Origin of the sequence: Bradyrhizobium sp. 521_C7_N1_3 (assembly GCF_052075975.1) — a bacterium.
GTDB lineage: Bacteria > Pseudomonadota > Alphaproteobacteria > Rhizobiales > Xanthobacteraceae > Bradyrhizobium > Bradyrhizobium japonicum.
Genome location: NZ_CP197232.1, coordinates 3,997,371 through 4,019,575, shown reverse-complemented (window position 1 = coordinate 4,019,575; position 22,205 = coordinate 3,997,371). Strand labels below are relative to the sequence as shown.

Below are 22,205 nucleotides of genomic sequence, written 5' to 3'. Positions count from 1 at the left end.
GGGGAGCGCCGGACCGCAGGGGAGCGGTCCGGCACGGCACCCCGCCTCAGTAACCGAGGCCCTTCTTGCTGTCGTAGATCTTCTGCGGATCGTCGGCCGCGGTATAGAGCTTGGAGTCGGTCTGGATCCACTTGGGCGGAACGGTGCCCTTGTCCTTGAAGGCCGCGATGGCATCGAGCGCGGGGCCGGCCATGTTCGGGGTCAGCTCGACGGTGGCGTTGGCTTCACCGGCAGCCATGGCCTTGAAGATGTCGGGGACGGCGTCGATCGAGACGGTAAGGATCTCCTTGCCTGGCTTGAGGCCGGCTTCCTTCATCGCCTGGATCGCGCCGACCATCATGTCGTCATTGTGCGCATAGACGGCGCAGATCGACTTACCGCCGCCTTCGGCCTTGATGAAGCTCTCCATCACCTCCTTGCCCTTGGCGCGGGTGAAGTCGCCGGTCTGGCTGCGCACCACCTTGAGGTTCGCATGCTTGGCAATGGCGGTGTCAAAGCCCTTCTTGCGGTTGGCGGCGACGCTGGCGCCGACCGTGCCCTGCAATTCGACGACGTTGCAGGCCTTGCCGCCGACGGTCTTGGCCAGCCAGTCGCCGGCAACCTCGCCTTCATGCACGCTGTCGGAGGTCACGGCGGTGAGATAGAGCTCCTTGCCGGAGGGATCGATGTCGCGGTCGAGCAGCACGACCGGGATCTTGGCTTCCTTGGCTTCCTTCAGCACCGAGTCCCAACCGGTCGAGACCACAGGTGCAAGGAAGATCGCATCGACGTTCTGCGCGATGAAGGAGCGGATCGCCTTGATCTGGTTCTCCTGCTTCTGCTGCGCGTCGGCGATCTTGAGATTGACCTTTCGCTTGGCAGCCTCCTGCTTGGAGACCGACGTCTCGGCCGCGCGCCAGCCGGATTCCGATCCGATCTGCGAGAAGCCGATGGTGAGCTCGGCGGCGCTGGCCGGCAGCGCGAGCAGCAACGCGGCCGTGGCGCTGGCCGCAAAGAGGGCTTTGAGGGTCATCAGGCGTGTCTCCCAAGAAGTCATCTTGTGTTATCTCGGGCGCCGATTGGTAGCATGGCACCCGCAGGCCGGCCCTTGAGGCGGCGAGAGGGACTATTTCACGGAAGATGAGTTCCGACTAGTCATATTATTTGACTATTGGCGCGAAACTTCGATTTGGCGGGATGGACGGTTTCTATGACACGCCCAGAGCGATTTTGTTCCCTGGATACAACGGGGAGATGAAGGCGTATGTGCGGCTCGCTACCTCCCCTCCGCGTCATTGCGAGCGCAGCGAAGCAATCCAGAAACTGTCCACGGAGGGACTCTGGATTGCTTCGCTGCGCTCGCAATGACGGTGTGGATAGAGTTCGGTGTAGGTCGACCAAATCGACTCGCGGAGAGTCCGCCTCACCCGGACTGCATCTTCGATGCAATCCGGCCTCTCCCCGTGTGCGGGGAGAGGCGAAGGGCAGCGGAGCTAGATCAGCTTCCGTTGCGCGAGGTTCTTCATCAGCGCGCCGATTCCAAACGTCCACGGCTCGCACTCGTCGCTGGTGCGCATGCGGTTGACGAGCTTGCCGAGCTGGGGCGCTGCGATCGTGACGATGTCGTCGCGCTTGTGGGTGAACCCCTGCCCCGGCGCATCGCGATCCTTGACGGGGGCGAACATCGTGCCGAGGAACAGCACGAAGCCATCGGGGTATTGATGGACCTTGCCGATCGTCTGCTCGACGAGGTCCATCGGATCGCGGCTGATCATGCTGATCGAGGAATGGCCGTCGAGAACGAAACCGTCCGCGCCCTTCACGTTCAGGCTGATATCGAGCTTGCGCGCGTCGTCGAGTGTGAAGCTGTCGTCGAACAGGCGCAGCAACGGGCCGATCGCGCAGGAGGCGTTGTTGTCCTTGGCCTTCGACAACAGCAGAGCTGAACGCCCCTCGAAGTCGCGCAGATTGACGTCATTGCCGAGCGCGCCGCCGACGATCTTGCCGCGACTCGAGACGAACAGCACGAGCTCCGGCTCGGGATTGTTCCAGGTCGATTTCGGATGCAGGCCGGCATCCATGCCGGTGCCGACTGACGACAGCGTCGGCGCCTTGGTGAAGACCTCGGCATCCGGACCGATGCCGACTTCGAGATATTGGCTCCAGGCGTTCTGATCGATCAGCACCTGCTTCAAATGCATCGCCTGGTCGGAGCCCGGCTTGAGCTTTGATAGATCGTCGCCGATCAGCCGCGTCACTTCTTTCCGGATCGCTTCGGCCGAGGCCGGATTGCCCTTGGCTCGCTCTTCGATGACGCGTTCCAGCATCGAGATAGCGAAGGTCACGCCGGCGGCCTTCAGGGTCTGGAGATCGAGGGGCGCAAGCAGCCACGGCTTTTTCGGATCGCGCCCATCCGGCGCCGTGTTGGCCACGATCGCTTCGAGATCGCCGATGCGCTCGCCCTTGACCGCGGCGAGCGCCTTGGCCGGATTGTCCTCCTCGCAGAGCGCGCTGACGGTCGGAAACTTGGCGGTGACGTCGAAGACGCCGTCTCCACGGACGGCGACAACGGCCGGACCGTTCGCCTGCGGCAGCCAGACGCGGCCGACCAGCGTCCCCTTCGTTCCATCCTCGGGGAGAAGATCTTTAACAGTCAGTGTCGTCATGGCCGCGTCCTCGCTCTTTCTCGGATCGGCCGCGCTGAAATAGCAGCCGATCCCATTGGCGAAGACCAATAAACGTCTGGCAGGGGAAGTCCAGACCGGCCGCGAAGAGCCGCTATGCCCCTGCCCGGGCCCTTATGCGCCCGCTCGCGCTTTGCGCGCCGCGATCTGCTGGAGCGCCCAGCGCGCGTTCTTGCGAACATCAGGGTCGGCATCGTCGGCGATGACGGCCAGGAATGCCTCGCCGTCGGGATGAGCGATCTCGCCGAGCGCGGCGGCCGCCTCCTTCCGCAAATTGGCCTGGTCGTGGTTGATGCAATTGCCGATCGGGCGTACCGCGCGCTCGATCTTCATCTTGCCGAGGCTGCGGATCGCCTTCAGCCGCACCTGCCAGAATTCATCGGCGAGCGAACCGACAAGCTGATCGGCCGCGAGCGAACCGTTGACGTTGAGGCCCAGCGTTTCCGCGGCCATCTCGCGCACCATCCAGTCCGAGTCCTTCAGCCCGCGTGTGATCGTCTCGGCCGCGGGCTTCAGCTGCGAGAACGCCAGCGCGCTCACCGCTGCACGACGCACATGCGCATCGGGGTCGTTGATCAGCGCGGTCAGCGCGGGAATGGATTCCTCCAGCTTGAGGAAGCCGATCACACCGATCGCCTGCACGCGAACGGCCGCATCTTGGTCCAGGAGCGCTTCCAGTGCCGGCTTCAGCGTGTCCTTGCAGCGCAGCTCCTTCAGCGCGCGCAGCGCGCCCATGCGGACGAAGGCATGGGCGTGCTTGACCAGCGGCAGGAAGATCCCGGCGCAGGCCGGATCCTTGAACTCGGCCATGCTGTCGGCCGCGGCCGCCGCCACGATTCTTTCGGGATCGACCAGCAGCTTGACCAGCCCATTCGCGGCCTCCGGTCCGTCGAACTCGCCGAGCGCCATCGCGACCTGCTGGCGCACGCCGGCGTCGGGATCGGCGACCATGTTGGCGAGATGCGCGACGGCAGCGGGATCTCCGGAATGCCCGAGCGCGATGATGGCGACACGGCGCTCGGCGGGATCGGCGGCCTGCAACCGCTCATCGGCGTCTTCGAGGTCGTCATAGGACTCGAACGGGCTCGACATGATCACCTCAGCAGATAGGGAATGTTGACGGTGACGGCTCCGGTCGGGCAATCGGCCTCGCAGGGCATGCAATACCAGCACTCGTCATAGGCCATGTAGGCCTTGCCGGTCATGTCGCTGATGCGGAGCACGTCGAGCGGGCAGACGTCGACGCACACGGTGCAGCCCTTGTCGGCGATGCATTTGGCGTCGTCGACGACCACCGGAACCGATGTCTGATAGGACGCGAGAGGCATTTTATGTCTCCTGTTGCGATGTAGCGGTGGATCAGGCGGAGGCGCGGATGCGCTGCTTGTCGTAGAGGTCCTTCTCGTCGTCGGCGATCGGCACGACATAGGGCTCCACGGCGCGCTTCTCGCTGGTCATCCTGCCGTTCTGCTTGGAGAGCAGCGTGTGGCAGAACCAGTTCTCGTTGTCCTTCTCCGGGAAATCCGTGCGCCAGTGGTAGAGGCCCCAGCGGCTCTCCTCGCGGTAGAGCGAGGCGTGCACCGCCATGTCGGCGCAGTCCATGATCGACTGCACTTCGAGCGCACGAAGCAGCTCGTGTGCGTTGCGCGCGATCATGTGCTCCTGCATGTCCTGTCGCGTCTCGGCGAGGCGGCGCATGCCGAGCTCGTATTTGCGCGTGACCTTCGGCGGCTGGAGATAGTCGTTGACGAGGCGACGGGTCTTGTACTCGACCTGGTTCGGCGGAATGCCGTCCTCGCGCCTGGTCGGCGCCAGCACGCGGTCGCGCTCCAGCGCGACATCGGCGGCGTCGAACTCCGCAAAGTCGTGGTTGTCGGCGAATTCCATGGCGTCGATGCCAGCGACCGAGCCGTTGGTAAAGGCGCCGAGCATGTAATTGTGCGGCACGCTCGCCATGTCGCCGGCGGCATAGAGGCCGGGCACCGTCGTGCGCGCATTATCGTCGACGAACACGCCGGAGGCGCTGTGGCCGGAGCAGAACCCAATCTCGGAGATGTGCATCTCGATCGATTCGCTACGATAGTCGACCCCGCGCCCCTGCTGGAACAGGCCGCGCGTGGGACGCTCGACCTTGTGCAGCGTGGATTCGATCTCGGAGATGGTGTCGGGATGGAGATGCTTGAGCTGGAGGAACACCGGGCCCTTGCCTGACAGCAGCTCGTTGTAGAATTCCAGCATCATCTGGCCGGACCAGTAGTCGCATTCGATGAAGCGCGAACCCTCGTTGTTGGCGGTGAAGGCACCGAACGGACCGGCGACATAGGCGCAGGCCGGGCCGTTATAATCCTTGATCAGCGGATTGATCTGGTAGCATTCGAGGTTCGCGAGCGCGGCACCGGCGTGATAGGCCATGGCATAGCCGTCGCCGGAATTGGCGGCGTTCTCGTAGGTGCCGAACATGTAGCCGGAGGTCGGCAGACCAAGCCTGCCGGCGGCGCCCATGCAGAGGATCACGGCCTTGGCCTTGATCACCAGGATCTCGGCGGTGCGCGTGTTGACGGAGATCGCGCCGGCGATGCGGCCGTCGGACGATTTGAGCAGCCGCGTCGCCATGTAGCGGTTGGAGATCAGGATGCGGGCGCGGCGAAGCTGGCGATAGAGCGCCTTCTTGACCGTTTCGCCGTTCGGCATCGGCAGCACATAGGTGCCGATGTGGTGCACCTTCTTGACGGCGTAGTCGCCGTTCTCGTTCTTCAGGAAGCGGATGCCGAAACTGTCGAGCTCCTCGATGATCTTGTAGCAATTTTGCGCGTATTTATAGACCGCCTTCTGGTCGACGATGCCGTCGTTGGCGATGGTGATTTCCTTGGTGTACTGCTCCGGCGTCGCATAGCCGGGAATGACGGCGTTGTTGAGCCCGTCCATGCCCATCGAGATCGCGCCGGAGCGCTTGACGTTGGCCTTTTCGAGCAGGACGACGTTGGCCTTCGGGTTCTTCAGCTTCGCCTTCAGCGCCGCCATCGGACCGGCCGTGCCGCCGCCGATCACCAGCACATCGCAGGAAACCTCCGAAAGTCCGTCGACGATCTCATCTAGTGCCATCACTTGCTCCTGGTTCGCCGGTCCGGCGCCTTCGCATCAGATTTGTTCAGGTGGTCGTCCGGCGATAGCAATTAGTTGTCGCCGGGATCCGATTTGCGCCTCAGCGCTCGACGAAGGCCTTTTCAATGACGAAATGGCCGGGCTGGCTGTGATTGCCCTCGACAAAGCCGCGCGCGGCAAACATCGCGGGCAGTTCCTCGAGCATCGCCGGGCTGCCGCACAGCATGATGCGATCGGTCGCTATATCGAGGCCGGGTTGCCCGATGTCGTCGAACAGTTGGTTGGAGCCGATCAGGTCGGTGATGCGACCGCGGTTTTTGAACGGCTCGCGGGTCACGGTCGGGTAGTAGACGAGCTTGTCGCGGATCAGCGGACCGAAGAATTCGTGATTGCGCAGGCCGTCGACGAGGTGCTCGCCATAAGCGAGTTCCGAAACCTGGCGGCAGCCATGGGCAAGCACGATGGTCTCGTAATTCTCGTAGACGTCGGGGTCCTTGATCAGGCTGGCGAAGGGCGCAAGGCCGGTGCCGGTCGAGAGCAGCAGCAGGCGCTTTCCCGGGATGAGGTTGCCGGTGATCAGCGTGCCCGTCGCCTTGCGGCCGACCAGGATGATGTCGCCCTCCTTGATCTTCTGGAGGCGCGAGGTCAGCGGCCCGTCCGGCACCTTGATCGAGAAGAATTCGAGCGCCTCCTCGTGATTGGCGCTCGCCATGCTGTAGGCCCGCATCAACGGCTTGCCCTCGACCTCCAGGCCGATCATCGCGAACTGGCCGTTCTGGAAACGGAAGCCCGGATCGCGCGTCGCCGTGAAGCTGAACAGGGAATCGGTCCAGTGCCGGACCGACAAAACCGTTTCCTTCTGAAATGCGCTCATGGTCTCTCCTCAGCCATCGTTGGCGCACAAGGTTTCGGAGAGAGCAGAGTCCGGCAATTCGGAAGTGAAATTCCCGGTCGATTAGTTTCACATTTGGTGGGCGGTGACTGAAGAGGAGGCAGACGGCCACGCGTCCGCGCTGGCAATTAGTTGCTATTCGTGCGCGCCCTCACCGACATAGAAGGAAGCTGGAGGTTCGTCATGACCATGACCTTGGTGGCGCCGACTGTGGCCGACTATGAAGCCAGCGCCGATCTCGCGACGCTCGTCATCCGCACCACCGAGGGCGACGCGGTCGGAATCACTGCCGAGCAGCTCCGCCTCTCCTGTAAATGCGCCCACTGCACCCGCGCCCGCTTCGACGATCGTTTTCCTGAAGCGTTTCCGGGCATCGCGATCACCGAGATCGGCGATCTCGGCTATGGGCTGAACATCTCGTTTTCGGATGGGCATGACAGGGGGATTTATCCGAAGCCGTATCTGCTGAGTTTGGCGGGGCGGTAGTCGCCTTCACCACCACTGTCATTCCCCGCGAAGGCGGGGAATCTAGTACGCCGCGGCTTCTCCGTATCCCATTGACGCCTCTGGAATACTGGATCGCCCGGTCAAGCCGGGCGATGACACTGGCGTGAGTGGCGGCGGCGTGCCACAAGCGCCCCCCATCTGGCACGGACATTGCTCCTCTTTAGAACGATTTGAACGTTCCGGAGGCAGACGATGTTGCAGGCGGCCAATGTGGTTCGCGGGACGGTTCCCGCAACGGTCCAGCCTGCCGGCAGCTCGTCGCTGCTGCTCACCGAGAACCAGCAATGGATCGGCGGACCGCCGCCGCTGATGGACAAGCTGTCACCGCGCGAGCGGGAGCTGGTGCTGAAGCAGGGGCGGCGAAAGGTGCTCAACCGCGGCCAGACGCTGTTCAGCCAGGGCGGCAAGCATGACGGTATCTGGCTGATCGAGAGCGGCCGCATCCGCGTGTTCTATACTTCGCCGCTCGGACGCGAGATCACGCTGGCCTATTGGCACGTCGGCAATTTCGTCGGCGGGCCCGAAGTGTTCGAAGGCACCGTGCATCAATGGTCCGGCGTCGCATCCAGCAATTGCAGCGTCGTGCACCTGCCCGGAAAGGAGCTGCGGTCGCTTGCCGCAGAGATCCCCAACCTCGCCATCGGCCTCATTGAAGGCCTCACCTTCAAGGGCAAATGCTATTCGGCGCTGGCGCAGATGCTGGGAACACGCTCGATCACCCAGCGCCTCGCGCATCTTCTGCTGCATCTGGTCGAGCTCTACGGCGTCGAGGATGCCGACGGCCGGGTGATCGCGGCAGCCTTCACCCATGCCGACATCGCCCACATGGTCGGCGCGACCAGGCAATGGGTCACGATCAGCCTGAAGCGGATGCAGGAGAAGGGAATCGTCGTCACCAAGCGCTCGCAGATCGTGGTGTGCCGGGCCGACGCTCTGGAGGAGATGCGCGGCCAGAGCGGCGATTAGGGTCGATGCACAGGCAAGCGGCTTTATAGTGCAGGACTGCCCAAGGAGTATGCAATCAGCTTTTCCCGGCAACTAATCGACTGCGGCGGTCACTCCGGATTTGCCCTGCCCGCGGCCTCACCCAATCATGGCAACCACAGCACATCCAACCGAATGAGGATGAGAATGGTCCGCCATCTTCCCACGCTCTCGATCGCGATGTCGGTGACCTCGCTGGCGCTTCTGATCGCGCAGCCGGCCCTGGCGGAAACCGTCACCCTCGGCATCGGAACGCAGGACACCACGACCAACACGGTGACCGCCGGCGTCGTCATCCGGCAGCTGCATCTCCTCGAGAAATATCTGCCGAAGGACGGCAAATACGCCAACATCAAGTTCGAGCTGGAGTGGCAGAATTTCACCTCCGGCCCGCCCGTCACCAACGCGATGATGGCGAACAAGCTCCAGATCGGCATGATGGGCGACTATCCGCTGATCGTGAACGGCTTCACCTTCGAGAGCAATCCGGAGAGCAAGAGCCGCCTGATCGGCGTGGCCGCCTATAGCCTGTCCGGCTCCGGCAACGGACTCGTCGTCCACAAGGACTCGCCCTATTACGATCTCGCCGATCTCAAGGGCAAGCTCGTCAGCGTGCCGTTCGGCTCGGCCGCGCACGGCATGGTGCTGAAGGCGATGCAGGACCGCGGTTACGCCTCCGACTTCTTCCAGCTCGTCAGCCAGAGCCCGGAGGTCGGCTCGACCAATCTGCAGGAGAAGAAGATCGACGCGCACGCCGACTTCGTCCCCTTCGCCGAGCTGCTGCCCTTCCGCGGCTTCGCGCGAAAAATCTTTGACGGTGTCGAGACCAATCTGCCGACCTTCCACGGCATCGTGGTCCGTACCGATTTCGCCGAGAAATACCCTGAGGTTGTCGTTGCCTACTTCAAGGCGCTGATCGCCGCCAACCAGTGGCTGCGCGACGATCCCAAGCTCGCCGCCGAAAAGATCCAGGAGTGGACCGGCATCAACAAGGAAGTCGTCTATATCTTCCTCGGTCCCAGCGGCAACATGACCACGGATCCCACGGTGAAGCCGGCGCTGATCGACGCGGCCGCGACCGACGTCAAGGTGCTGCAGAATCTCGGCCGCATGAAGGAGTTCGATCCGAAGAAGTGGGTGGATGATTCCTACATCCGCAAGGCCTATGCCGAGATGAAGCTCGACTATGACGCCCAGCTTGCGAGCACCAGCAATTACGAGATCACGGGCGAAGATTCCTTCTGCAAGAAGCCGATCACCGACCCGCGCAAGGCCGGCGAGGTCTGGGTCGACGATGCCGGCATCCTGCCGTTTGCGTCCGCAGCGTGCACGTTAGGGGCCTATGCCGACTACAAGGCCAAGGGCAAGAAGATCAACGTCGCCTACGTCTTCGACACCACCCGTGGAATCAAGCTGTTCGCCGACCAGGCCTTCTTCGCGGTCGGCAACGGCGAGGTTGCGCCGTTCCTGCTGAAGAAGGACGCCGAAGCCCATGCCGCCAAGATCAACGGCAAGGTGCTCGGCTTCGACGGTGCGGTGAAGGCGGCGGTCGGCGGAGGCAAGACGTGAGCAGTCCCGCCCTCGTCAGACATCCCGAGGACAGCATGCCGGCAGCAACCGCAATCGGCGAGGCGGGCCCCGTGCCCGCCCCTTCCCCGCCAGCGACACCGCCTTCCTTCGGCACGCTCGCGCTGCGCTGGTACCGGCTCAATCGGGCGGGGCTGCGCGCGACGGCGATCGGCATCATCTCGCTGCTCGCCTTCCTGCTGGTGTGGCACCTGCTCACGACCTATCGCATCGTGTTCTTCGTGCGCTTCACCAACGTACCCTCGCCGCTCGCGGTCTATGCGAGCTTCACCAAGGCAATCCACGATCCGAAATTCCTGCTGCACATCCTCTTGAGCTGCCGGCGCATCTTGTTCGGCTTCTCGCTCGCGGCGGTGGTCGGCGTACCGCTCGGCCTGATCATGGGCCGCTTCAAGCTGGTGCATGAAATCATCTTCCCGGTGGCCGAGGTGCTGCGGCCGATCCCTGCAATCGCCTGGGTGCCGATGGCAATCATGCTTTGGCCGACCAACGAGCAGAGCATCGTCTTCATCACCTTCCTCGGCGCGTTCTTCCCGATCCTGGTCAACACGCTGCATGGCATGTCGCTGGTCGATCCCGTGCTGGTGCGCGCCGCGCAATGTCTCGGCGCGCGAGAACGGTCGATCTTCCGCGAGGTGTATTTTCCAGCTTCGATGCCGCACATCTTCACCGGCCTCACCGTCGGCATGGGCGTGGCGTGGGTGTCGCTGATCGCCGCCGAGATGATCTCGGGCCAATACGGCATCGGCTACTTCACCTGGGAGGCCTATTCCCTGGTCCAGTATGCCGACATCGCGCTCGGCATGATCGCGATCGGCGTGCTTGGCCTTGGATCGAGCCTGCTTATCAGGGGCGCCGGGCAGTTGGTGATGCCGTGGAGGCTAAAATGAACGAAATCCTGACCAAAGCACCGCAGGGCCATATCGAGGTCAGGAATTTCTCCCTCAGCTATGACAGCATCGAGGGACCTGTGCAGGCCGTCACCGACACGCAGATTCATGTGAAGCCCGGCGAGTTCGTCTCGATTGTCGGCCCCTCCGGCTGCGGAAAGTCGACGCTGCTCAATGCCGTTGCCGGCTTCCTCAAGCCGACCACCGGCGTAGTCACGGTCGACGGCGAGCGGGTGAACGGCCCCAGCGCCGAGCGCGGCATGGTGTTTCAGCAATATTCGCTGTTTCCGTGGAAGACGGTGCGGGAGAACGTCGAGTTCGGCCTGAAGATGCGCGGCATGGCGCGCTCCCAGCGCGAGCGCGCGGCGCGCACGCTGCTCGGGCTCGCGGGGCTCGAGGCCTTCGAAAAGCATTATCCGGAAAAACTCTCCGGCGGCATGAAGCAGCGCGTCGGCATCGTCCGCGCGCTCGCCACGGGCCCGAAGGTGCTGCTGCTGGACGAGCCGTTCGGCGCGCTCGACGCGCAGACCCGCGTGATCATGCAGCAGATCCTCACCAACATGTGGCAACGGCTGAAGATCTCGGTGCTGTTCGTCACCCACGACATCGACGAAGCCATCTTCCTCTCCGACCGCGTCTATTGCATGACGGCCCGCCCCGGCTCGATCAAGGCGGAAATCCCGATCCCGCTGGAGCGGCCGCGGCAGCAGTCGATGATGATGTCGTCGGAGTTCCTGGCGCTCCGCCGCGGGCTGATGTCACTGATCCGCGAGGAGAGCCTGAAGGCGATGGGCGGCGAGATCAGCGACATGGGCATGCAGGGGCTCAACATCGAGCTGCATGGGCATTCGCTCGCGGATGTGATTTAGGCGCCGCGTCTCGACGATTGCGCTCTTACTTCCCTTCTCCCCTTGTGGGAGAAGGTGCGTTGCCGAAGGCAAGGCGGATGAGGGGTCTGCTTCGGCCCCTCTCAAGTTCGGACTCGCGGATAGAACCCCTCATCCGGCGCTTCGCGCCACCTTCTCCCACAACGGGAGAAGGAAGAGGAGTTCGCAGCCGCTGTTATGCACCTCTCACTTAAACCAGTGCACCAGCGCGATGCTGATCCCTAGCAGCAGCATCAGCGACAGTGTCACCGCGGCGGTTACGCGGCCGCCGACATTCGCCAGCACCTTCACATCGACGCCCAGCCCCAGCGCGGCCATGGAGACGACGGTGAGGAAGCTCGTGATCTTCGTCACCGGTCCCACCACCGTGCCAGGCACGATCTCCAGCGAACGCAATGTCGCCAGCGCGAGGAAGCCGAGGATGAACCAGGGGACAAGGCGGAAGAAGCCGACATTGGATTTCTTGGCGCCGGTCTGCCAGCGCGAGGCGACCAGGGAGAGACCGACGACGACGGGCCCGAGCATCAACACGCGCATCAGCTTCACCAGCGTGCCGATCTGCGTCGAGATGAGCCCGGCCGGGACCGTTGCCGCAAGCACCTGCGGCACCGCGTAGACGGTGAGGCCTGCGAGGATGCCATATTGCGTGGCCGACAATTGCAGCAGCGGGATCAGCAGCGGCAGGCCCAGCACCATCATCACGCCGAGGATCGCCGTAAAGGAAATCGAGGACGCGATCTCGTCATTGTTGGCGCCGATGATCGGCGCCACTGCGGCGATCGCTGAATTGCCGCAGATGGAATTGCCGCAGGCGATCAGGATCGACAGGCGGGTCGAGAGGCCGAGCAGCCGGCTGATGCCGAAGGAGACGCAGAGCGCGACCACGACGACCGCGGCGATCGAGGCCAGCAGCGCGATGCCGGAGGCGGCGATGGCGGCGAAGCTGATGGAGGCCCCGAGCAGCATGACCGCGACTTCGAGCAGTTGCTTGGCGCTGAAGGCGATGCCGGCCTGCCAGCGCGGCGCGGGTTTCCAGAAGCTGCGCAGCGCCATGCCGAGCAGGATGGCCATGACCAGCGCCTCGACATAGGGATGCTCGAAAACGCCCAGTTCCAGGTGCTCGAGCAGGGCCGAGACACCGGCGACGGCGATACAGAGGAGAATGCCGGGAATCAGCGCGACGACGCGGCTAATGACAGTGGTCGGCTTGGCGTCGGCCGGGCTGGATGCTTGATTCTGCGACACAAATCTCTCCCAGAGGAGAAAGATTTATACGCACGGCGGCCGGATTGGGGAACAAGTTTTCGGCATATCAGGGCCGAGAGAAATTCTCTCCTCGGCCCGGAATGAGCGGGATCAGAAGATCAGGTTCTTGGCGAGCATGGCGACGCGGCTGAAGCCGTCATAGATGCCCGGCTCGAAGAAGGCCGCACGGGCCAGCACGATGCCCGCGACCAGCGACCAGAACACTGTGGTGCCGGCCCGCAGCAGGAGTTTTGAGGCGCGCGATCGCGGCTGGGTGTCCGTCGCAGACACCAATTGCTCGCCGAAGGGTTCAAATCCAGTGCGTTCCATGGCCGTCATTCCATCAAATCCAGATCGGAATGTCGTCGTTTCGGCTCCAAACGGCAATGGAAGCGATTGGCGTTTTTGCCCTCCGGAGGGGAAACTCCTTCCGCCAGACAACCCCGAGACAATAGCTTTCTTCTTCCGCCCTATTTGGGCACCGGAACCCCGGCTAAAGGGCCAGATAGCGGCGACGGATCGCGTCGTTGGCCTTCAGCTCGTCGATCCCGGCGGCATAGACGATCTGGCCCTTGTCGATCACCGTGGCGTGGCTCGCCAGCCCCAGGCAGAAATGCATGTTCTGCTCGGCGATCAGCACGGTCGATCCGAGCTGGCGGAGCTGCCGCAACAGCTCGCCGATCCGCTGCACGATGATCGGCGCGAGGCCCTCGCTCGGCTCATCGAGCAGCAACAGCGCCGGGTTGCCCATCAGCGTGCGCGCGATGGCGAGCATCTGCTGCTCCCCGCCCGAGAGACGTCCGGCGATGCGATGGCGCAGCGGCTCCAGCAACGGGAAGACGTCGTAGATGCGCCTGATCGGCCACTCGTCCTGGCCTTCCGGCCCCTTCTTGCGACCGATGACGAGATTGTCCTCGACCGTGTGCTCCGGAAAGATCTGGCGATCCTCCGGCACGAAGCCGAGACCGGCGCGCGCGATATGGTGCGGCCTCTGGCCCGAGATCACCGCGCCGCGCAGGCTGATCCTGCCCCGCCGCGGCGGCGCCAGCCCCATGATCGCTTTCATGGTCGTCGATTTGCCCGCGCCATTGCGGCCCAAAAGCGCCATGGTCTCGCCCTGCCGCACCGAGAGGCTGACGCCAAACAGGATCTGGCTCGTGCCGTAATAGACGTCGAGATCGGCGACTTCGATAATGGTCGCGCTCATGCGGCAGCCCCCGCATGTTCGGTGCCGAGATAGGCCTCGATCACGGCACCATTGTTGCGGATTTCGTCGGGCGTGCCGGTCGCGAGGATGCGGCCGTAGCAGAGCACGACGATCTTTGGGGCGATCTTGAACACGATGTCCATGTCGTGCTCGATGAAGACGACGGTGATTTTCTGAGTCTCCCAGAGCTCGCGCACCTTGTCGATCATGCGCCAGCGCTCTTCCGGGCCCATGCCGGCAGTCGGCTCGTCCAGCAGCAGAACCTTTGGTTCGAGCACCAGAGCGAGCGCAATGTCGAGCAGCTTCTGGTCGCCATGCGACAGCGTTGCGGCCGTGCGATTGCGCTTTCCCGCGAGGCCCAGCAGCTCCATCACATGCTCGGCGCGGTCGCGCGTCTCGGGCAAGGGAAAGCGCTTGCGCAGCACCGCGGACGAGCGCTGGTCGGCGCTGACGGCGGCAAGCATGGTCTCTTGCACCGTCAGCGATTTAAAGATGCTGGCGACCTGGAAGGCGCGGCCGATGCCGTGACGCACGATCTCCGGCGGCGAGCGGCCGGCGAGATCGATGCCGTCGAGCAGAACCTGACCAGAATCCGGCCTCAAGGCGCCCGTAATCAGGTTGAAGAACGTGCTCTTGCCGGCGCCGTTCGGGCCGATCACCGCGGTGAGCGAGCCGTCGGGAAAGTCGAGCGTGACGTCGTTGGTCGCCTTCACGCCGCCGAAGGATTTTGCGAGGTTGCGGATCTCGAGCATCGCTAGCGTCCCTCGCCTGCGTCGCGCCGGTGCGAAAACCAGTCGGCGACGAAATCCAGCAGGCCTTTGCGCAGGCCCAGCGCGAAGAACAGGATGACCACGCCGAGCACGATGCCGTGGTACTCGGTGAAGCGCGTGACGGTGTCGTTGAGCAGAAGCAGCAGCACGGTGCCGACCATCGGCCCGAGGAAGGTCGAGACGCCGCCGAGCATGTTGATGAAGATGCCCTCGCCCGAGATCGTCCAATAGGCGAATTCCGGATAGGCGCCGGAGACGAACAGCGCCATCACCATGCCGCCCATCGACGCGAACAATGCCGCCAGCACGAAGACTGTCAGCTTTGCCCGCCAGACGTCGATGCCGAGGAAGCTCGCGCGCGCGGCGTTGTCGCGGATCATGCGCAAGGTGTAGCCGAACGGCGATTGCGCGATCTGGCGCATCGCGAGCAGGCCGAGGATCAGGAGCGCGCAGCTCGCGACATAGAGATGGACGTGGTTGGCAAGATCGATGCCGAGAAACACGGGTCGCGGAATGCCGCCGCGCAGGCCCTGGTCGCCGCCGGTGAAGGACGCCCAGGACAAGATGGTCGAGTGGATCAGCATCTGGAAGGCGAGTGTGACGAAGGCGAAATAGATCTCCTTCAGCCGCACGCAGATCGCGCCGATGATTGCCGCGATCACCGCCGTGATCGCCAGCGTCGCGATGAAGGCCACGAGAATCGGCACGCCCAGCTTCTGCATGATCAGGCCGAAGCCGTAGGCGCCAAGGCCGAAGAACATGCCGTGGCCGAACGAGGTCAGGCCGGTATAGCCGACCAGCAGGTTCAGCGAGGTCGCGAACAGGCCGTAAGCCGAGCAGCGGATGACGAAATCGAGCAGCGCCTTGCTGCCCGTGAACAGCGGCAGGCTCGCCAGCACGGCGAACGCGATCACGGCAATCAGCACGTCGCGATAGCGTTGCAGCGCCGCACCGCTGCGCACCGGCGCCAGCGTCTCGGCGCGCCCGGCCTCGAGCTCGGTCATGCCGCCTCCTTGCCGAACAGGCCGGTGGGCTTGGAGACCAGCACGATCACCATGAACAGGTACATCAGGCCTTCCGTGAACAGGGGAAAGCCGAGCGAGCCGAAAGACCTGATAAGGCCGAGCAGCAGCGCGCCGATCAGAGCGCCCAGGATCGATCCCATGCCGCCGATCACGGTGACGATGAAGGATTCGATCAGCACGGAAAATCCCATGCCGGGGGTCAGTGAACGCACGGGCGCCGCGAGCGCGCCGGCAAGGCCCGCCAGCATCCCGCCGAGCGCGAACACGCCCCCATAGATCAGGCCGGTGTTGATGCCGAGCGCCGAGACCATGCCGGGATTATGTGCCGCCGCCCGGATCACCTTGCCAATACGGCTGCGCGAGAGCCCGATGCCGAGCACGATCGCTGCGACCAGCGCGACGCCGATCAGCAGCAGGTAATAAGGCGGCACTACGCCGCCGGCGATGAACAGCGGCATCACCTGGAATGCCGCGGGCATGCCCATCGACCTGAATTCCGGCCCCCAGATGATGCGCACGACATCGTCGAAGATCAGCACGAAGGCGTAGCAGACCAGCAGCTGCATCAGCACGTCGGCGCCATAGACGCGGCTCATGAAGACGCGCTCGAAGATCAGGCCGAGAAGCGCGGTGCCGGCCGCACCCGCAAACATCGCCAGCGCAAAGCTGCCGGTGAGCTCATAGGCCGTCATCGCAAAATAGGCGCCGAACATGTAGAAGGCACCGTGGCTGAAATTGACGACCTTGAGCACGCCGAAGATCAGCGTCAGCCCGACTGCGACCAGGAACAAAAGCATGCCGATGATGAGGCCGCTGGTGGTTTGCGTCACCAGGCAGGCGGAACTGGAGAGGCAGCCGGCGAGCGCGTCGAGATCCACGGGAGCACTTTCATTGAGACGCGCCGGACCTGGCGCGGAGAGCCAAATGGAAACGGCGGAGACGGTCGCCCGTCCCCGCCGCGCATCGGATCAGGTGTAGCCCTTGCTCTTCTTCCACTCGGCCTCGAGCTCGAAGATGGTCTTCCAGTCGCCGGCCCTGACCTCGGGCACGTAGGGCTCCTGCGGGATCGTGGTGCCCCAGCCGATGGCGTAGCCGACCAGCGTGTGGTCGTCGCCGCGCATCGTCACGGTGCCGTCGGCGCCGAACGGGCACTTGATGGTGAGGCCCTTCAGCACCTCCGCGATCTTCTTGCCGTCGGTGGAGTTCGCCTTCTTGGCGGCTTCGGCCAGGAACATCACGGCCGTTGCGTTCTGCCACGACCAGTTGGTCGGGTACTCGTTGTATTTGGCCTTGTAGGCATCGCCCCAGGCGGCGTTCTCCGGCGTGGTCGGGAAGGTCTTGATGTAGCGGTTGCCGGAGTGGATGCCTTTGGGCAGGTTCTTCACCACGGTAAGTGCGGTGTAGTCGGCCATGTTGACCGCGAACACCTCCATCTGGCTGAACATCGCGTAGATGTTGGCCTGGTCGATGTAGGAGGTGAGATCGCCGCCCCACAGGCAGGAGTACAGCGCCTGCGGCTTGGCCTGGAGGATCTTCGTCACCACCTCGGTGTAATCGGGCTGGAACAGTTTTGGCCAGGACTCGCTGAGCACCTCGACATCGGGCGCGAAGCGCTTCAGGTACAGCGTGAATTCGCCGGTGGTGTCGCGGCCATAGGCGTAGTCGGGCGAGCAGGTCGCCCATTTCTTAAGGCCCTTGGCTTTCGCGATCGAGGCGGCATAGCTGCCGCCGACGATGGAATCGTGGATGCCCTGGCGCACGCAGCGGAACGCGTTCGGGATGTGCTGCTTCGGATCAGCCGTGAGCGAGGACGCCTCCGAGCAGGTGTGGACGCAGAGCACACCGAGATCGCGCGCCACTTCGTGAACCGCAAACGATCCGGACGACGCCTCGCCGTCGATCAGCCACTCGCAACCATCGGTGTTGACGAGCTCGCGCGCGACGCGGGCGGCTTCCTGCGGCTGGCCCTTGGAGTCGCGGATCACCATCTCGATCTGGCGGCCGGCAAGGCCGCCGGCGGCGTTGACCTTGTCGACCTCGAGCATCACCGCATTGCGCGACGACGTGCCGAGCTGCGCGACGCGGCCCGACAGAATCGTCGGCATGCCGATCTTGATGGTCTTGGCTTGCGCGCGCGCCACCCACGGTGCGGCAACACTCATCGCACCGGCGCCCATCAGCGCCAGCGTTGAACGGCGGCTGATGCCCGGCATGCGGGTTCTCGTCATTTTCCCCTCCCTCTTTCGGGTCAGCGTTTCCTGGTCCTTTGCCGGAGATCGTCTCGTCTCCGTGTTCCCAACAATTTCAGAGGCAGGGGGGTGACGTCAAGCCAAAGATGAATTACGAGTCATAATTCATCAAAGGAGGAAACGAGGCCGGCAATCGGCCCAAAACCCGCAAAATGATCAATCTTTCGAGCTTCATCACCTTTCATGCGCGGCGCACGCCGGACCGGCCCGCGCTGAAATATCGCGGCAAGGAGATCTCCTACGCCGATTTCGATGCGCGCATCCGGCAAGCGGCCGGCTGGCTCGCCGCGCAGGGCATCGGCGCTGGCGACGTCGTGGCCGTGCTGATGAAGAACAGCGCGGCGTTCCTGGAGCTCGTCTTCGCCACCAGCCATCTTGGCGCGGTGTTCTTGCCGATCAATTTTCGTCTGTCACGCGACGAGGTCGGCTACATCGCCGGCAATGCCGGCGCGCGGTTGTTGATCGTCGATGAAGAACTCGCCGCGAATGCAGCGGGCGCGAAAATTGTCGTGCTGAACGAAGCCGCGCAGCAAAGCATCACGCATCTCGCGGGCGAGGCCGCGCCCGCGCCGATGCACGTCCGTCAGCCGTCCGACCTGATGCGGCTGATGTATACCTCGGGTACGACCGACCGCCCCAAAGGGGTGATGCTCACTTACGATAATTTCTACTGGAAGTCCGCCGACCAGACCATCGCGCTCGGCATCGGTGCCGAGACGCGACTGCTCATTGTCGGCCCGCTCTATCACGTCGGCGCGCTCGACCTGCCCGGCATCGCCGTGCTCTGGCATGACGGCTTCATCCGCATCGAACGCAATTTCGAGCCGGAGAGCGCGCTTGCGGCGATCGCGGAGGACAAGCTCAACGCGGCATGGTTCGCGCCTGTGATGACCACCGCGATGCTCACCTGCCCCACCGGCGATCGCTACGACGTCTCCAGCCTGAGATGGGCGATCGGCGGCGGCGAGAAGACGCCGGAGGTGCGCATTCGCGCGTTCTCGGAGTTCTTCCGCAATGCGCGCTACATCGATGCCTATGGCCTCACCGAGACCGTCGGCGGCGACACTTTCATGGAATCCGGCCGCGAGATCGAGAAGATCGGCTCGACCGGTCGCGCCATCGCCCATGTCGAAATCGAGATCCGCGACGAAGACGGCAAGACGCTGCCGCCGAACGTCAATGGCGAGATCTGCCTGCGCGGACCGAAAATCACGCGCGGCTATTGGAAGGATCCGCAGAAGGCGGCGGCGGCCTTCTTCGGCGACTGGTTCCGCAGCGGCGATGTCGGCTATCTCGACGAGGAAGGCTTCCTGTATCTGACCGACCGCAAGAAGGACATGATCATCTCGGGCGGTGAGAACATCGCTTCCTCCGAGGTCGAGCGCGTCATCTACGATTTGCCCGAGGTGCGCGAAGTCGCGGTGATCGGCCTGCGCGATGCGCGCTGGGGCGAGCGGCCGGTCGCGATCGTCGTGCTGGCCGAAGGCGCGAACCTTGAACTCCCTGCCCTCACCGAGCACTGCCGCGCGCGCCTGGCGAGCTTCAAGGTGCCGAAGGAGCTCGTCATCCGCGACAGCCTGCCGCGTAATCCGAGCGGAAAGATCCTCAAGCGCGTGCTGCGCGCCGAGCTGGAGACCTCTGAATGACGCAAGCGAATGCCAAGGTCACAAAGCTTAACCGCATCGAGCGCAACGCCTGGACCAAGCAGAAGATCTTTGACGCCGCGACCAAGGTCGTCGGCAAGCATGGCTATGCCGAAGCCTCCGTCGCCCGCATCACGGAAGAAGCCGGCGTCGCGCAAGGCACCTTCTACAATCATTTCGAGAACCGGCAGGAGCTGCTCGACCAGCTACTGCCAAAGATCGGCCTCGACATGGTCGAGTTCATCCGCGCCCGCGCCGGCACCGCCGATGCCGCGCGGCAGGAGATCGCGCGCTTTTCCGCCTTCTTCGACTTCATCCGCGAGGTGCCGGAGTTCCTGCGCATCCTCAACGAGGCCGAATTCTTCGCGCCCATCGGCTACCAGAAACATCTCGACAACATCTCGGTCGCCTATGTCCGCATCTTGCGCCGCGCGCGAACGGCCGGCGCGATCGAGGATTACAGCGACGAGGAGTTCGAGGCGATCGTCCACATGCTGATGGGCGCGCGCGGCTATCTCAGCCGCCGCTACTCCTATTCGGCCGGCGGCGTCACCGCCGTCCCCGACCACGTCATCTCCGCCTATCGCAAGCTGATGACGCGCGGCCTCTTCAGTTCATCCGGAGATCAGGACACGCCATGAACATCGCATCTCCACAAAAGCCGCTCGATCTCGTCTCCGCGATCGCCGAAGGCGACATCCGCTGCCTGCTGATGGTGCTGGTGCACATGACCGGCGATGAGCGCTGGCTCGAGCCGCCGTACTTGCCAAAGCGCGACATCCGTCTCATTCCCGATCCGGAAGCCGGCGTGCCCCGGGAGGTCCAGGACGAGATCCGCGCCGCGGTGGTCAAGCTGTTTGCCGGCGGCACGCCAAAACCCGTCATCACCGATCCCGGCGAAGCGCTGCTCTTGAAGATGATGCGCGCCTGCCTCGGCGAGAACGTCGCGCCGGAATACGCGCCCCTGATGCGCGAGGAGATGGGGTTTGTGGCGCGCGAGCCGCAGTGGACGCAGCGTCCTTCCGACGAGAAGCTTGCCGGCCAGCACGTGCTGATCGTCGGCGCCGGCGTCTGCGCCATCGCGCTCGGCGTGGCACTCGGCCATCTCGGCATCCCCTACACCATCGTCGAGAAGAACGCCGAGCTGGGCGGCACCTGGTGGATCAACCGCTATCCCGGCTGCGGCGTCGATACGCCGAACCATTCCTATTCCTACTCGTTCGGCTCGGGCAATGCATGGACGCGCTATTTCTGCCAGCGCGAGGAGCTGCTCGGATATCTGCTGAAAGTCGCCGAGGAATACGGCATCCGCAAGCATCTGCGGGTCAATACCGAGCTGACAGCGTCGCGCTGGGACGAAGGCAGGCGGCGCTGGATCTCGACGCTGAAGACCCAGAACGGCGAAGAGACCTTTGAATCCACCGCGCTGGTCTCGGCCATCGGCCAGCTCAACGATCCCTCTCGCGCCCGCTTCAAGGGCGAGGAAGCCTTCAAGGGAACAATCCTGCATTCGGCCTTGTGGTCGGACGACATCAATCTCGACGGCAAGCATGTTGCCGTGATCGGCACCGGCGCGACATCGATGCAACTGGTGCCGTCGATCGCCGGCCGCGTCGCGTCCGTCACGGTCTATCAGCGCAGCGCGCAATGGGCGCGGCCCGTTAAGGGCTATTCCGATCCGATCAGCGAGGGCGCGCGCTGGCTGCTCGCGCATCTGCCGTTCTATGTGCAGTGGTACCGCTTCAACATGTTCTGGCGCTATGGCGACGGCCTGTTGCCGTTCCTGCGCAAGGACCCGGCCTGGCCGCATCCGGAGCGCGCCGTCAACAAGGGCAACGACCGGCATCGCCAGGAGCTGACCGATTTCATCCTCACCGAGCTGAAGGACCGCCCCGACCTGATCGCGAAATGCGTGCCGACCTATCCGCCCTATGGCAAGCGCATCCTGCTCGACAACAACTGGTTCAGGACGCTCACGCGGGACAATGTCGAGCTCGTCACCGACACGATCGATCATTTCGATCGCGACGGCATCGTCACCGCTGACGGCGCGCACCGCCCCGCCGACATCATCGTCGTCGCCACCGGTTTCAAGGTGACGGAGATGGCGGCACGCCTCAACATCAGCGGCCGCGGTGGCAAGGATCTGCGCGAGGCCTGGGCCAACGACAATCCGACGGCGTTCCTCGGCCTCACCGTCCCGGACTTTCCGAACTTCTTCTGCATGCTCGGCCCGAACTCCGGCCCCGCCCATGGCGGCAGCGTCATCTTCCAGTCGGAATGCCAGAGCCGCTATATTTCCGCCTGCCTCGCCGACATGATCGAGCAAGACGTCGCCGCCATCGACGTCCGTCAGGACGTGCTCGAGGACTACGTCCGCAAGGTCGATGCCGAGCACGAGGCGATGATCTGGACCCATCCCGGCATGAGCACCTATTATCGCAATTCGAGCGGCCGCGTGTTTTCGGCGATGCCCTGGCGGTTCGTGGACTACTGGCGCATGACGCATGATCCGGATCTGGGGCAGTATCGGCTGACGAAGGGGTGAAGCGTC

General features: G+C 63.8%; 21 protein-coding genes. 8 read left to right on the top strand and 13 right to left on the bottom strand.

Going from position 1 to position 22,205, the window contains the following annotated elements:
- Window positions 1–46: 46 nt before the first annotated feature.
- The 6 genes from ytfQ to AB7008_RS18480 form a co-directional block, all read right to left on the bottom strand.
- Window positions 47–1,012, bottom strand: coding sequence for a galactofuranose ABC transporter, galactofuranose-binding protein YtfQ (gene ytfQ / locus AB7008_RS18505; protein ID WP_014496611.1), 966 nt, complete (start codon window positions 1,010–1,012; stop codon window positions 47–49).
- Window positions 1,013–1,472: 460 nt separating this feature from the next.
- Window positions 1,473–2,645: a fumarylacetoacetate hydrolase family protein gene (locus tag AB7008_RS18500; protein WP_248882242.1), complete on the bottom strand. Its 1,173-nt coding sequence runs from the start codon at window positions 2,643–2,645 to the stop codon at window positions 1,473–1,475.
- Window positions 2,646–2,777: 132 nt separating this feature from the next.
- Entirely contained in the window at window positions 2,778–3,755 is a 978-nt protein-coding gene (locus AB7008_RS18495; RefSeq protein ID WP_441259226.1) for a HEAT repeat domain-containing protein, read from the bottom strand.
- Window positions 3,756–3,757: 2 nt separating this feature from the next.
- Window positions 3,758–3,991 (bottom strand): 4Fe-4S dicluster domain-containing protein, encoded by a 234-nt coding sequence (locus tag AB7008_RS18490; protein WP_008141081.1) that lies wholly within the window; start codon window positions 3,989–3,991, stop codon window positions 3,758–3,760.
- Between the two features lie 31 nt (window positions 3,992–4,022).
- Window positions 4,023–5,765 (bottom strand): fumarate reductase/succinate dehydrogenase flavoprotein subunit, encoded by a 1,743-nt coding sequence (locus AB7008_RS18485; RefSeq protein ID WP_248882240.1) that lies wholly within the window; start codon window positions 5,763–5,765, stop codon window positions 4,023–4,025.
- Window positions 5,766–5,865: 100 nt separating this feature from the next.
- On the bottom strand, window positions 5,866–6,639 hold the full coding sequence (locus AB7008_RS18480; RefSeq protein WP_441259225.1) for a ferredoxin--NADP reductase: 774 nt from the start codon (window positions 6,637–6,639) through the stop codon (window positions 5,866–5,868).
- 207 nt (window positions 6,640–6,846) lie between these two features.
- Between AB7008_RS18480 and AB7008_RS18475 the strand changes: the two genes are divergently transcribed.
- The 5 genes from AB7008_RS18475 (at window position 6,847) to AB7008_RS18455 (ending at window position 11,494) form a co-directional block, all read left to right on the top strand.
- Window positions 6,847–7,143 carry a gamma-butyrobetaine hydroxylase-like domain-containing protein gene (locus tag AB7008_RS18475; protein WP_248883376.1) on the top strand — a complete coding sequence of 99 codons (297 nt, stop codon included), beginning with the start codon at window positions 6,847–6,849 and terminating at the stop codon, window positions 7,141–7,143.
- A gap of 213 nt (window positions 7,144–7,356) precedes the next feature.
- On the top strand, window positions 7,357–8,130 hold the full coding sequence (locus tag AB7008_RS18470; RefSeq protein WP_441259224.1) for a Crp/Fnr family transcriptional regulator: 774 nt from the start codon (window positions 7,357–7,359) through the stop codon (window positions 8,128–8,130).
- A 165-nt stretch (window positions 8,131–8,295) separates the two neighbouring features.
- Window positions 8,296–9,717, top strand: coding sequence for an ABC transporter substrate-binding protein (locus AB7008_RS18465; protein ID WP_441259223.1), 1,422 nt, complete (start codon window positions 8,296–8,298; stop codon window positions 9,715–9,717).
- The gene (locus AB7008_RS18460; protein WP_441259222.1) at window positions 9,714–10,625 is read left to right on the top strand and encodes an ABC transporter permease; all 912 of its coding nucleotides are present in this window, start codon (window positions 9,714–9,716) and stop codon (window positions 10,623–10,625) included. The genes AB7008_RS18465 and AB7008_RS18460 overlap by 4 nt, the downstream gene beginning before the upstream one ends.
- A complete protein-coding gene (locus AB7008_RS18455; protein ID WP_441259221.1) occupies window positions 10,622–11,494 on the top strand; it encodes an ABC transporter ATP-binding protein in 873 nt (290 codons plus the stop codon). The genes AB7008_RS18460 and AB7008_RS18455 overlap by 4 nt, the downstream gene beginning before the upstream one ends.
- 204 nt (window positions 11,495–11,698) lie before the next feature.
- Here AB7008_RS18455 and AB7008_RS18450 read toward each other — a convergent pair whose 3' ends face one another.
- From AB7008_RS18450 to AB7008_RS18420, 7 genes are all read right to left on the bottom strand, one after another.
- A complete protein-coding gene (locus AB7008_RS18450; protein WP_028155603.1) occupies window positions 11,699–12,757 on the bottom strand; it encodes a YeiH family protein in 1,059 nt (352 codons plus the stop codon).
- Between the two features lie 111 nt (window positions 12,758–12,868).
- Complete coding sequence (locus AB7008_RS18445; protein WP_248882234.1) at window positions 12,869–13,087, bottom strand: hypothetical protein; 219 nt, start codon at window positions 13,085–13,087, stop codon at window positions 12,869–12,871.
- Window positions 13,088–13,250: 163 nt separating this feature from the next.
- Window positions 13,251–13,964 carry an ABC transporter ATP-binding protein gene (locus AB7008_RS18440; RefSeq protein WP_441259220.1) on the bottom strand — a complete coding sequence of 238 codons (714 nt, stop codon included), beginning with the start codon at window positions 13,962–13,964 and terminating at the stop codon, window positions 13,251–13,253.
- Window positions 13,961–14,716 carry an ABC transporter ATP-binding protein gene (locus tag AB7008_RS18435; RefSeq protein WP_441259219.1) on the bottom strand — a complete coding sequence of 252 codons (756 nt, stop codon included), beginning with the start codon at window positions 14,714–14,716 and terminating at the stop codon, window positions 13,961–13,963. Before AB7008_RS18435 ends, AB7008_RS18440 begins: the two co-directional genes overlap by 4 nt.
- 2 nt (window positions 14,717–14,718) lie before the next feature.
- The gene (locus AB7008_RS18430; RefSeq protein WP_441259218.1) at window positions 14,719–15,738 is read right to left on the bottom strand and encodes a branched-chain amino acid ABC transporter permease; all 1,020 of its coding nucleotides are present in this window, start codon (window positions 15,736–15,738) and stop codon (window positions 14,719–14,721) included.
- A complete protein-coding gene (locus tag AB7008_RS18425) occupies window positions 15,735–16,637 on the bottom strand; it encodes a branched-chain amino acid ABC transporter permease (protein ID WP_441259217.1) in 903 nt (300 codons plus the stop codon). The genes AB7008_RS18430 and AB7008_RS18425 overlap by 4 nt, the downstream gene beginning before the upstream one ends.
- A 90-nt stretch (window positions 16,638–16,727) precedes the next feature.
- The gene (locus AB7008_RS18420) at window positions 16,728–17,987 is read right to left on the bottom strand and encodes an ABC transporter substrate-binding protein (protein ID WP_441259216.1); all 1,260 of its coding nucleotides are present in this window, start codon (window positions 17,985–17,987) and stop codon (window positions 16,728–16,730) included.
- 173 nt (window positions 17,988–18,160) lie between these two features.
- Here AB7008_RS18420 and AB7008_RS18415 point away from each other — a divergent pair, with 173 nt between their 5' ends.
- From AB7008_RS18415 to AB7008_RS18405, 3 genes are read left to right on the top strand one after another with little or no spacing between them, the layout of a single operon-like run.
- Window positions 18,161–19,654 carry an AMP-binding protein gene (locus AB7008_RS18415; protein ID WP_441259215.1) on the top strand — a complete coding sequence of 498 codons (1,494 nt, stop codon included), beginning with the start codon at window positions 18,161–18,163 and terminating at the stop codon, window positions 19,652–19,654.
- On the top strand, window positions 19,651–20,292 hold the full coding sequence (locus tag AB7008_RS18410) for a TetR/AcrR family transcriptional regulator (RefSeq protein WP_441259214.1): 642 nt from the start codon (window positions 19,651–19,653) through the stop codon (window positions 20,290–20,292). The genes AB7008_RS18415 and AB7008_RS18410 overlap by 4 nt, the downstream gene beginning before the upstream one ends.
- A complete protein-coding gene (locus AB7008_RS18405) occupies window positions 20,289–22,199 on the top strand; it encodes a flavin-containing monooxygenase (RefSeq protein ID WP_441259213.1) in 1,911 nt (636 codons plus the stop codon). Before AB7008_RS18410 ends, AB7008_RS18405 begins: the two co-directional genes overlap by 4 nt.
- Window positions 22,200–22,205: the final 6 nt, after the last annotated feature.